Raw genomic sequence first — 11,518 nt, forward strand, 5'->3', positions numbered from 1 at the left:
TCAGCTTCAGGCGAGCTTCGGATCGAGCGTGGTCGACCACAGCGCGACGTCGGCGCGGTCGCGCAACGTCACCGTCATCTGGCCGGAGGCGCCGTCGATCTTGACGTGACCGAAGAATTGCATGCCCGCCGACGGCGGCAGGTTCTGCTTGTCGAGGCCCGGCGCCTTGACGAAGCGCACCTCGGGACCAAACGTGTTGTCGAGCTCGTTCGGGCCGAACGTTCCTGCATGCAGCGGACCCGAGACGAATTCCCAGAATGGCTCGAACTCCTGGAATTGCGCCTTGTCCGGATTGTAGTAGTGCGCGGCGGCGTAATGCACGTCGGCGGTCAGCCACACCGTGTTGCTGATCGGCGCCATCTTGATGAAGCGGAGGATGTCGGCGATCTCGAGTTCGCGGCCGCGCACCGGACCGTCGCCCTGCGCGAAGGCCTCCGAGCCTTTCTTGTTGGCGGCATCGTCGTAGACGATCAGGCTGAGCGGCATGTCGGAGGCGATCACCTTCCATGTCGCGCGCGAATTGAGCAGGCCGCGCTTCAGCCAGGCCATTTGCTCGGGTCCGAGGAAGTAGCTGGCAGGGCCATATTCCGTCTCGAGATTGGCACCGTTCGGGCCGCGATAACTGCGCTCGTCGAGCACGAACACGTCGAGATGCGGGCCGTAGCAGATCTTGCGATAGACCCGGCCCGGCTCATTGATGCTCTCGCGCATCGGATACATCTCGTGGAAGGCGCGGCCCGCGCGCGCCGCGAGCAGCGCGATGTCGCGCACCTTGTAGGTCGCCGGCAGATCCTTCGACAGCGACCAGTTGTTGGTCACTTCGTGATCGTCCCACTGCACGAAAACAGGCACCTCGGCATTGAAGGCGCGGACATTGTCGTCGGTGAAATTGTATTTGTGCGCGGCGCGGAACTCGTCCAGCGTCTCCGCGACCTTGGCCTTCTCGGGGATGGTGACGTTCTTCCAGATCTTGCCGTCGGCAAGCTTGACCTCGGAGGGGATCACGCCGTCGGCATAGATGGTGTCGCCGGAATGCAGCAGGAAGTCCGGGCGGTGCTTGCGCATCGTCGAGAAGGTGAGCATGCCGCCGTCGTCGGGATTGATGCCCCAGCCCTGCCCCGCGACGTCGCCGCCCCACACGAAGCTGACGTCACGGCGATCGGCCGGCGCGGTCCGGAAGCGGCCGACCACCGGCTCTCCTTCGATCGCGGTGTGCGAGAGATCGCGGAAGCGGACGCGGTAGAAGATGTCCTGTCCGCCGGGCAGATTGTCCACCAGCATCTTCGCGGTGAAATCGCTTTCCGGCAGCGCCGCGATCGGCGGCAGCGCGCGGGCGTCCTTGAAGGTATCCGTCGTCGCCACCTCGACCAGCATCTGCGAGGGCCGGTCGGACCGCGCCCAGACCACGCCGCCGTCGACGGTGACGTCGCCGGACTGCACGCCGTGGGTGATCGCGGGCCTGTCGGCCGCGCGCGACAGACGCGGCATCGCGATCGCGCCGAGCGCGCCGGCACTGGTGGTGAGGAAACGACGGCGGGAGAATTTGACCTTCATGGCGATGCTCTCGATATCGCGCGGCGCCCGCCGAGGCGGCGGTCGCGGGGATGAAGTCAGGGATATTGAGACAATGTGACGCGACAATTACGAGCGCAGGCGCTTATGCGTTGCCAGCGGCCCGGAATTGCGCGCCGGCGCGTTGCAGGTTTTGCGGCAGGCTGGAGAGTACGGCTTTGCGATCGGCGACCGCGGTGTGGAATTGGTCGAGCGCGATGTTGAAGGCGGTCAGCGCGCCCTCTTCGATGGCGCCGTGATCGTAGCAGCGCAAGGTGTCGCGCAGGATCTCGTCGGCCTCGGCCTGCATCTGATCAAGTTCGTCGATCGTCTCGCTCTTGCGGGCCGTGGTGAGCATGTCGAGCAGGCGTTCGCGCAAATGGCTGTTGTTGTCACGCTCGTCCTTCTTCAGATAGCCCGCAAACCAGGCGCCGATCGAGCCCGTGGCCGAGAGCGCCATCAGGCTCCACCAGATGTAATCGCTGTATTTGTCGAGGAAGGTCTTCTCCTCGCCGTCGACGAAGGCGGCGGCGCCCGGATGCGCGGGGATCACCGCGTCCTTGTCGGTGTCGGGCGTCTCGATCTTCGCGGCCTGCGGGAAATCGGTCAGCAATTGCTGCCGCACGGCGAAGAGCTGCCGGGTGAAGGCCGCAACCGTGGTATCGGACAGGCCTTTGCGCGCCACGATGTGGTGCGAGAAGCTGATGGTCTTGACCTCGTCCTCCGGTCGATCGGGCGAGCCGCCATAAGTGCCGGCGGGGATTTCCGAGGCTTCATAGACCGGATGGTTCTGCGCGATGGCGTCCGCCGAATCGATCGCTAGGAAGGTCGGCGAGCCGCCATCCTTGGCGGAGGCGGCAATCGCATCCGCGGTGATCTTGCTGTTGACCGGGCCGGCCGCGAGATAGACGTCCGCCTTCTGGGCCTTGATCGCCTCTGCGACTTCGCTTGCCGGGAATTGCACGATCTCGACCTTGGCAGGGTCGACGCCGTATTGCTGCAGGATCACCTTGAGCAAATTGACGTTGGCCGCCGTACGGCCGACCACGCCGACGCGGCGACCGGCGAGCTGCGAGATCTTGGTGATCTTCGCGCCCTTCTTCTTGCCCTTGCCGGGCACCGACCACAGCACCACGACGTTCTTTCGCAGCGTTGCGACGGCTTGCGCATTCTTGGGGACATCGAGGTCGCCGCGGACGATGGCGAGATCGGCTTTGCCCTCGGCGAGCTGATCCGCACTGGCAGTGGCACCGTCGGTCTGGATCGGGCGCAGCCGCACAAAGCCTTTGCTCTGTGCGAAGGCCTGGGTCAGGGCCTGCACCACCTTGACGTCGTCGCTGTTGGCGGGACCGACCGCGATCTTCAAGGTCACCGGTCGCATCGCGAAATAATAGCCGCCGGCGAGCGCACCGACGATGGCGAGCACCAGCGCCAGAGACACGAGCGCGGTCTTCCGCGCCGCGGATCGCGGCGAAGGCGGAGGGGGCGCTTCGGCCAGGTTTGGATCCCCGGTCATCGATCTCCCAAACAGGCGCTTCAGGCTCAGTTTCATCTCGGCCGGCGATTTACCCCCGCAATTGTAGCAAATTTCTTGTCCGCCGGGGTTACATCTCCGTCATGGTTAGCGGACCGGCGAAATCCGAGGGTGAACCCGGACCGTAAGCACGGTGTTAGGGTAAAGTTCCCCTGAAACGGAGGTCATCATGGCAGAACGACTATCGGCGGACGCACGCAGGCAGGCGCTGGGCTCCCTCCCGGGCTGGACCGAGGTCCAGGGCCGTGACGCCATCGCCAAGACCTTCGTCTTCAAGGATTTCAACGAGGCCTTCGGATTCATGACCCGGGCGGCGCTGGTCGCCGAGAAAATGGATCACCACCCGGAATGGCGTAATGTCTACAAGACGGTGGAGGTGGTTCTGTCGACCCACGATGCCGGCGGCCTCACCAAGCTCGACATCGAGCTTGCCACCACGATGAACGCGATTGCCAAGCTGACGCAGGCCTGACGTCTTGCGGGTCCGGACCGCATCCCCATCTTGTGATCGTGGCTGGATGCGGCCTTCTGCCGCGCCGCCTTGAGCAGGAGCTTTGAGAGATGGCTGCCGAACAGAGCGTCGGCTTCGAGCCGGCCGATCGGCTCGCGGAAGATCGTGACAGCGTGCGCCGCCGATTCTGGCGCAAGCTGAAGCGCGTCGCCGCGCATCTGCCGTTCACGGAGGATCTGCTCGCGGCCTATTACTGCGCGTTCGACCGGCAAACGCCGCGCCACGTCCAGGCGTCGCTCTTGGGCGCGATCGCCTATTTCATCCTGCCGTTCGACTTCATTCCTGACGTGATGCCGGTGCTCGGCTTCACCGATGACGCCGCCATTCTGGCCACTGCGATCCGCATGGTCGCCAGCCACATCACGCCAGAACATCGCGAAGCCGCGCGCGCCGCGCTGAAGCGCGGCGTGGAGGAGGCGGAGGAGAAGGCGGAAGCGGCGTAGGGTACTTACCACGCATTCCGCTGTCATGCCCCGGCTTGACCGGGGCAACCAGTACGCCGCGGCCTCTCGGTTCTATCGCTGTCGTCTCTGGAATACTGGGTCGCCCGGTCGAGCCGGGCGACGACAGTTGAGTGTGTGGCGCAGGTCGCGACGCTCCACACTCACGGATGCAGGATCACCTTGCCCATGGCCTGACGTCCGGCCAGCACCTTCAGCGCGTCCGCGGTCTGCGCCAGCGGGAAGGTGCGGTCGACATGGGATGAGATCTTTCCTTCGGCCGTCCACTTCACCAGCTTCTCGAGATTGGCGCGGTTCTTTTCCGGATTCTGTCGGGTCCAGGCGCCCCAGAACACGCCTCTGATGTCGCAGCCTTTCAGCAGCGCCAGATTCAGCGGCATCTTCGGAATGTCGCCGGCGGCAAAGCCGATGACGAGGAAGCGGCCTTCCCAGGCGATCGAGCGCAACGCCTGTTCGGCATAGGCACCGCCCACGGGATCGAAGATGATGTCGACGCCCTTGCCGCCGGTGAGCTTGCGCAGGCCTTCCTTCAGATCTTCCTTGGCGTAGTTCAGCGTCAGCTCGGCACCGTGCGCTCTGGCGAATGCGAGCTTCTCCTCGGACGAAGCGCAGGCGATCACCTTCAGGCCCATCAGCTTGCCGAGCTCGCACGCGGCAAGACCGGTGCCGCCGGCAGCGCCGAGCACCGCGAGCGTCTCGCCCGGCTTCGGGCTGGCGCGATCCTCCAGCGCATGCAGCGCCGTGCCGTAGATGATGATGATTCCGGCTGCGCGATCGTAATCGAGATTATCGGGAATCTTCACGATCCCTGCCGCCGGCAGCGCGATCTTTTCGCGCGCGCCATTGTGGCCGCAGGATGCGACCACGCGATCGCCGACCTTCAGATCGGTGACACCAGGACCGATGCTCTCGATCACGCCGGCGACTTCGGCGGCCGGCGAGAACGGGAACGGCGGCTTGATCTGGTACTTGCCCTGGATCATCAGGATGTCGAAGAAGTTCAGCGCCGCCGCCTTGATCGCGATCACGGCTTCGCCGGGACCCGCCACCGGATCCGGCACATCGGCGAGCACGAGATCGTCGGGCTGGCAATATTGCGAGCAGAGGATGGCTTTCATGGCGACACCTTGGGGCGTTTCGAGTGGCGTTATCGTTGGGTCGGTTTTGCCGGATTTAGCGTGACCCTACAATCAGGATTCTTTGTCTGAGGAGCGCACTGTCCTATCCTCGTCATTGCGAGCGCAGCGAAGCAATCCAGACTATTTCCGCGGTGCGGACTCTGGATTGTTTCGCTGCGCTCGAAATGACGAAGAACGGAGGATTCAAACGATGTTTGAAACGGGTCTGCTCAGGGACAAGCGTATCCTCGTCACCGGCGGCGGCTCGGGCCTTGGTGCGGCGATGGGACGCCGCTTCCTCACGCTCGGCGCTGAGCTCGTGATCTGCGGCCGCAAGCTTGACCGGCTCGAAGCAACGGCGAGCGAGATGCGCAGAGAGACCGGCGGCAAGGTCACGACATCAGCATGCGATGTCCGCGATGGTGCCGCTGTCGACGCGATGATGGACACGATCTGGCGCGAGGCACCGCTCGACATCCTCGTCAACAACGCCGCCGCGACGTTCATCGCCCAGAGCGAGCATCTGTCGTTCCGCGCGGCCGATGCGATCCTCGCGCCGACACTGCATGGCGCGATGTACTGCACGCTCGCGGCCGGCAAGCGCTGGATCGACGGCAAACACAATGGCGTCGTGCTCTCGATTCTCTCGACCTCGACCATCACCGGCCGTGCCTTCACCGTCCCTTCCGCGATGGCGAAATCGGCGGTGCTGGCGATGACCAAAAGCCTCGCCGTGGAATGGGGCCCGAAGGGCATCCGCACGGTGGCGATCGCGCCCGGGCCGTTCCCCACATCAGGCGCCTCGGGGCAGCTCCGTCCCGAGGGCCGCGACGAAGGCTGGACCACCCGCAACCCAATGGGGCGCGTCGGTGAGCATAGCGAGCTTGCGGACCTCGCCAGCTTCCTGGTCTCGGACCGCGCTGCCTACATCAACGGTGAGATGGTGGTGATCGATGGCGGCGCGCATCTGCGCAGTTCCGGCGCCGAAGATCTGTTGCGATGGACCGACGCGCAATGGGTCGAGCAGCGCGCCGCGCGGTCCAAAAGCTGACCGTCTGATCCCGCTAACTGCCTTCCCAAACTGGACTTTCCCGGTTATCCCTGCACGAAGACAAATCGCCGCCGGGCCATCTTCCAGTCACAATATTGAGGGAACCACTCCAGCATGTGGCGGGCGCTCTTTTTGGCTTTGATGACTGGCGTGGTGGCGTGGGGATGGAGTGATTCCGCGCGCGCCCAGACGGCGCAACCGGCGCCAAAGGCGGCGGCAAAGCCGGCCGCGACTGCTGCAAAGACAGCGGCCAAGACGGCAGCCAAGACGGCAGCCAAGCCCGAGAGCAAGCAGGCTGCCCCTGCCGCGGCGGTTGCGGGCGGCGCTGAGCCGACCTTGATCGGCCAATTCGGCACCTGGGGCGCCTATACGGCGACACCGAACGGCAAGAAGGTCTGCTTTGCGCTGGCAAAGCCCTCCTCGTCGAAGACCAATCCGCCGAACCGGCCGCGCGATCCCGCCTATGCCTTCGTCTCGACCCGGCCGGCTGAAAAGGTGAACAACGAAGTTTCGGTCATGATCGGCTACGCGCTGAAGCCGGGCTCGGAATCGACCGTCGAGGTCGGCGGCGCTTCCTTCGCGATGTACACGCAGGGCGACGGCCTCTGGATCAAGAATGCGGCCGAGGAGGAGCGCATGGTGGAAGCCATGCGCAAATCCGCCGATCTCGTGGTCAAGGGCACCTCGGCCAAGGGCACGGAAACCACCGACACGTTTTCGCTGAAGGGTCTCGCCCAGGCCCTGGACAAGATCGCGCAGGATTGCCGGCGGTAAGGCTAAGTAATGGCCACGGTCGCAATCGGCGGTCCCGGTTGCTATATAGGGCCGGTTCCAGATTTCCTCCGTCATTCCGGGGCGATGCGCAGCATTGAACCCGGAATCTCGAGGTTCCGGGTTCAGCTCTTCGAGCTGCCCCGGAACGACGACAACAAATTCCAGGCCCATAGATGCAACCGACGACCGAGCCGCACAACGCAATCCTGGTGGAGAAGACACCGCTCGAAACCTATGTGCCGCCGGCAAAGCCGTCGCTGATCGGTCTGTCGCGCACCGAACTTGCCGATCGTCTCGGCGAGATCGGCGTCGCGCCCGCACAGCGCAAGATGCGCGTGCAGCAACTGTGGCACTGGCTCTATTTCCGCGGTGCCCAGAGCTTCGACGACATGACCTCGATCTCGAAGGGCATTCGCGCCGAGCTCGCCCAGCATTTCACCGTCGACCGCCCCGAAGTCGTGGCCGAGCAGATCTCCAACGACGGCACCCGCAAATGGCTGCTGCGTCTGCCGAGCGGCGACGTCGTCCAGAAGGCGCATGAAGTGGAGTGCGTCTACATCCCCGAGACCGATCGCGGCACGCTCTGCGTCTCCTCGCAGGTCGGCTGCACGCTGAATTGCTCCTTCTGCCACACCGGCACGCAACGCCTGGTGCGCAACCTCACCGCCGGCGAGATCGTGGGCCAGATCATGGTCGCGCGCGACCGCCTGAACGACTGGGCCGATCGCGAGGACGGAACGCGCCGCGTCACCAACATCGTGATGATGGGCATGGGCGAGCCGCTCTACAATTTCGACGCGGTGCGCGACGCACTGCTCATCGTCGGCGACAATGAAGGCATCGGCATCTCCCGCCGCCGCATTACGCTGTCGACCTCGGGCGTGGTGCCGAACATCGTGCGCGCCGGCGAGGAGATCGGCGTCATGCTCGCGATCTCGCTGCATGCGGTGCGCGACGAGCTGCGCAACGAGCTGGTGCCGCTCAACCGCAAATATCCGATCAAGGAGCTGCTGCAGGCTTGCCGCGACTATCCCGGCGCCTCGAATGCGCGCCGCATCACCTTCGAATATGTGATGCTCAAGGGCGTCAACGATTCGCTCGACGATGCCAAGCTGCTGGTGAAGCTGCTCAAGGGCATTCACGCCAAGATCAACCTGATCCCGTTCAATCCCTGGCCTGGCACGGCCTATGAGTGTTCGGACTGGGACCAGATCGAAAAATTCTCCGAATACATTTTCAACGCCGGCTATTCCTCGCCGGTTCGCACCCCGCGCGGCCGCGACATCCTCGCTGCCTGCGGCCAGCTCAAGTCGGAGACTGAAAAGCTCAGCGCCCGGGAACGCCAGGCGCTGCGTGCCATGGCGATGACGGATTAGCTAACGATGTGCGCGCTCTCGCCTCCTCGTCATTGCGAGGAGCGCAGCGACGAAGCAATCCAGACTGTTTCCGCAGACGCATTTCTGGATTGCTTCGCTTCGCCCGCAATGACGACCACGGTGACTTTCGCATGTCCCTGATCGGCCGCCTGATCGTCATCTTCTTCGGCTTTCTTGCCGCCTGCTTCGTCGGCGGCATGATCGTCGTCGGTGCGCTGCTGTTTCTGGAGTTTTCCGATCTTGGCGCAGGTCCGGTCGATCAGGGCACGATCGACATCCTGCTTGGCTTCGGCTTCATCTTCGTCTCGGGCTTTGCCTTGGTGCCGGCGGCAGTGATCGTGGCGATCACCGAGGCGCTCTATATCCGCAGCGCGCTGGCCTATGCTACCGGTGGCGGCCTTGTCGGGCTTGCCTGCTATCTCGGTCTCATCCCGTTCCACCCCGACACGTTTCAGTTCGAAGGCATCGTGCGCCGGCATCTGGAGATCATGACCGGTGCCGGCATCGTTGCCGGTGTCGTCTATTGGCTGATCGCCGGCCGCAATGCCGGCGCCTGGCGCATCCCGCCGGCCCCGCGCAGGCCACCTCCGCCGCTGCCGTCGCATTCAAGGCCGGATGTACCGTGACGGCACCGCATACCCGGTGTCGTCCCGGCGAAGGCCGGGACCCATACCGCGGAATCCATCCATGGCTAGCGGTAGGTATACCGAACGACGAGTCTTCGCCAAACTCCTCCCTGGGGTTATGGGTCCCGGCCTTCGCCGGGACGACTGTGTGGAGGCATTGCGTTTCGACAACATCGTGATCGCCCGCGTCCGCGGCCGAATCCTGGGTTCCCATCCCCGTCCCACTCCGCTAAACCGCGCGCCATGAACCGGACTGGACTCTTCATCGCCCTGGCGCTGTGGCTCGTGATCGGCGTCGTTTTCGGCCTCTACCCCGAGCTCGATCTCAAGCTCGCTGCGCTGTTCTTCGATCCCCAGACCAAGACCTTTCCGCTCAAATCGAGCGACTGGGCCGGCTTCGCACGCGACGCTGCGATGTGGGTCTCGTGGGCCTTTGTGCTGCCGTCGCTCGTTGCGCTCGTGGTCAAGATGATCAGGCCCGATCGTCCCCTGATGGTGTCGGGGCGCGCGATCGTGTTCCTGCTGGTCACGATCATCCTGTCGGCCGGCATTCTCACCAACCTCACCTTCAAGACCTATTGGGGCCGGCCGCGGCCGGTGGTGGTGACCGAGTTTGCCGGCGATCAGCAGTTCGTGGCGTGGTGGGATCCGCGTGGTGGTTGCGCACGCAATTGCTCGTTCTTTTCGGGCGAGGGTGCGACGGCGTTCTGGACCCTGGCGCCTGCTGCCCTGGCACCGCCGGCGTGGCGACCGCTTGCCTATGCGGGTGCGGTGGTGTTCGGCGCCGTGACCAGCGGGCTCCGCATGGCCTTCGGTGGCCACTTCTTCACCGACGTCGCGACTGCCGGCCTCGTCACCTTCGTCGTGATCTGGTTCGCTTACGCGCTGATCTACCGCTGGCCGCGGACCCGGTTCTCGGATGAGGCGGTCGATGCCGCCCTGACCCGGCTGAACATGCCCGCCTACCGGCTCCGCAAGCGCCTGTTCGGCGGCAAGACGGGGCCCGGCAGCGTCGATTTGAGCCATTAAATGGGTGCCGAGCCTCACGAAATTTGATATTCGCGCGGTCAGGTTCACCCTCATATCAGCCCCTTGAGACCCGATTGGAAGCCCCATGACCACGATCCTGAAAAGCCTGCCCAAGGGTGAGAAAGTCGGCATCGCTTTTTCGGGCGGTCTCGACACGTCGGCGGCGCTGCTCTGGATGAAGCAGAAGGGCGCGCGCTGCTACGCCTATACGGCCAATCTCGGTCAGCCCGACGAGGCCGACTACAACGAGATCCCGCGCAAGGCGGAAGCATTCGGCGCCGAGAAGGCCGTGCTGGTCGATTGCCGCACGCAGCTGGTGCACGAGGGCATCGCCGCGATTCAATCCGGCGCGTTCCACATCTCCACCGGCGGCATCACCTATTTCAACACCACGCCGCTCGGGCGCGCCGTGACAGGCACGATGCTGGTGGCGGCCATGAAGGAAGACGGCGTCAACATCTGGGGCGACGGCTCGACCTTCAAGGGCAACGACATCGAGCGCTTCTACCGCTACGGCCTGCTCACCAATCCGTCCTTGCGCATCTACAAGCCCTGGCTCGACCAGCAGTTCATCGACGAGCTCGGCGGCCGTGCCGAGATGTCGGCGTTCATGACCGCGCAGGGCTTTGCCTACAAGATGAGCGCCGAGAAGGCGTATTCGACCGACAGCAATCTGCTCGGTGCCACGCACGAAGCCAAGGATCTCGAAAGCCTCGACAGCGGCATCAAGATCGTCAACCCGATCATGGGCGTGCCGTTCTGGCGCGAGGACTGCGCCGTGAAGGCCGAGAAGGTCGTGGTGCGTTTCGAGGAAGGCCAGCCCACCGCGCTGAACGGCAAGACTTTCTCTGATCCCGTCGCGCTGTTCCTCGAAGCCAATGCGATCGGCGGCCGCCATGGCCTCGGCATGAGCGACCAGATCGAGAACCGCATCATCGAGGCCAAGAGCCGCGGCATCTACGAAGCGCCGGGCATGGCGCTGTTGCACATTGCCTATGAGCGTCTCGTCACCGGCATCCACAACGAGGACACGATCGAGCAGTACCGCATCAGCGGCATGCGCCTCGGCCGCCTGCTTTATCAGGGCCGCTGGTTCGACTCGCAGGCCTTGATGCTGCGTGAGACCGCGCAGCGTTGGGTGGCGCGCGCCGTCACCGGCGAGGTCACGCTGGAGCTGCGCCGCGGCAACGACTACTCCATCCTCAACACCGAGAGCCCGAACCTCACTTATGCGCCCGAAAGGCTCAGCATGGAGAAGGTCGAGGACGCCGCCTTCACGCCCGCCGACCGCATCGGCCAGCTCACCATGCGCAATCTCGACATCGCGGACACACGCACCAAGCTCGGTCTCTATTCGAAGACGGGTCTGCTGTCGGGCAGCGAAGGCTCGCAGATTTTCAAGCTCGAGAGCGACAAGGGCTGAGATCGTAAGGTGGGTTACGCCTTCGGCTAACTCACCTGCGAGAAAACTAAAATGGCCGGGATCG

The 11,518-nt window shown here is 64.2% G+C and carries 11 protein-coding genes; 8 read left to right on the forward strand and 3 right to left on the reverse strand.

What is annotated here, in order from left to right:
• Positions 1-6 precede the first annotated feature (6 nt).
• Both XH91_RS01905 and XH91_RS01910 read right to left on the reverse strand, forming a co-directional pair.
• Positions 7-1,554 (reverse strand): alkaline phosphatase D family protein, encoded by a 1,548-nt coding sequence (locus tag XH91_RS01905; protein ID WP_128949021.1) that lies wholly within the window; start codon positions 1,552-1,554, stop codon positions 7-9.
• Between the two features lie 103 nt (positions 1,555-1,657).
• Positions 1,658-3,103, reverse strand: coding sequence for a TAXI family TRAP transporter solute-binding subunit (locus XH91_RS01910; RefSeq protein WP_128949022.1), 1,446 nt, complete (start codon positions 3,101-3,103; stop codon positions 1,658-1,660).
• A gap of 151 nt (positions 3,104-3,254) precedes the next feature.
• Here XH91_RS01910 and XH91_RS01915 point away from each other — a divergent pair, with 151 nt between their 5' ends.
• Positions 3,255-3,557, forward strand: a complete 303-nt coding sequence (locus XH91_RS01915) for a 4a-hydroxytetrahydrobiopterin dehydratase (RefSeq protein ID WP_128949023.1) — start codon at positions 3,255-3,257, stop codon at positions 3,555-3,557.
• Positions 3,558-3,646: 89 nt separating this feature from the next.
• Positions 3,647-4,039: a YkvA family protein gene (locus tag XH91_RS01920; protein ID WP_128949024.1), complete on the forward strand. Its 393-nt coding sequence runs from the start codon at positions 3,647-3,649 to the stop codon at positions 4,037-4,039.
• A 161-nt stretch (positions 4,040-4,200) separates the two neighbouring features.
• Here the strand turns inward: XH91_RS01920 and XH91_RS01925 are convergent, their stop codons facing one another.
• The gene (locus XH91_RS01925) at positions 4,201-5,175 is read right to left on the reverse strand and encodes an NADPH:quinone oxidoreductase family protein (RefSeq protein ID WP_128949025.1); all 975 of its coding nucleotides are present in this window, start codon (positions 5,173-5,175) and stop codon (positions 4,201-4,203) included.
• A 211-nt stretch (positions 5,176-5,386) separates the two neighbouring features.
• On the opposite strand from XH91_RS01925, the gene XH91_RS01930 reads away from it, so the two are divergent.
• The 6 genes from XH91_RS01930 to argG all read left to right on the forward strand — a co-directional run bounded on the left by XH91_RS01930 (position 5,387) and on the right by argG (position 11,454).
• A complete protein-coding gene (locus XH91_RS01930; protein ID WP_128949026.1) occupies positions 5,387-6,226 on the forward strand; it encodes an SDR family oxidoreductase in 840 nt (279 codons plus the stop codon).
• Between the two features lie 114 nt (positions 6,227-6,340).
• Positions 6,341-7,000 carry an invasion associated locus B family protein gene (locus tag XH91_RS01935; protein WP_128949027.1) on the forward strand — a complete coding sequence of 220 codons (660 nt, stop codon included), beginning with the start codon at positions 6,341-6,343 and terminating at the stop codon, positions 6,998-7,000.
• A gap of 173 nt (positions 7,001-7,173) precedes the next feature.
• Positions 7,174-8,376 carry a dual-specificity RNA methyltransferase RlmN gene (gene rlmN, locus XH91_RS01940; RefSeq protein WP_057740555.1) on the forward strand — a complete coding sequence of 401 codons (1,203 nt, stop codon included), beginning with the start codon at positions 7,174-7,176 and terminating at the stop codon, positions 8,374-8,376.
• A gap of 131 nt (positions 8,377-8,507) precedes the next feature.
• On the forward strand, positions 8,508-9,002 hold the full coding sequence (locus XH91_RS01945) for a hypothetical protein (protein WP_128949028.1): 495 nt from the start codon (positions 8,508-8,510) through the stop codon (positions 9,000-9,002).
• Between the two features lie 243 nt (positions 9,003-9,245).
• The gene (locus XH91_RS01950) at positions 9,246-10,031 is read left to right on the forward strand and encodes a phosphatase PAP2 family protein (RefSeq protein WP_128949029.1); all 786 of its coding nucleotides are present in this window, start codon (positions 9,246-9,248) and stop codon (positions 10,029-10,031) included.
• An 85-nt stretch (positions 10,032-10,116) separates the two neighbouring features.
• Positions 10,117-11,454, forward strand: coding sequence for an argininosuccinate synthase (argG, locus tag XH91_RS01955; RefSeq protein WP_128949030.1), 1,338 nt, complete (start codon positions 10,117-10,119; stop codon positions 11,452-11,454).
• Positions 11,455-11,518 lie beyond the last annotated feature (64 nt).

This window comes from Bradyrhizobium guangzhouense (assembly GCF_004114955.1).
GTDB lineage: Bacteria > Pseudomonadota > Alphaproteobacteria > Rhizobiales > Xanthobacteraceae > Bradyrhizobium > Bradyrhizobium guangzhouense.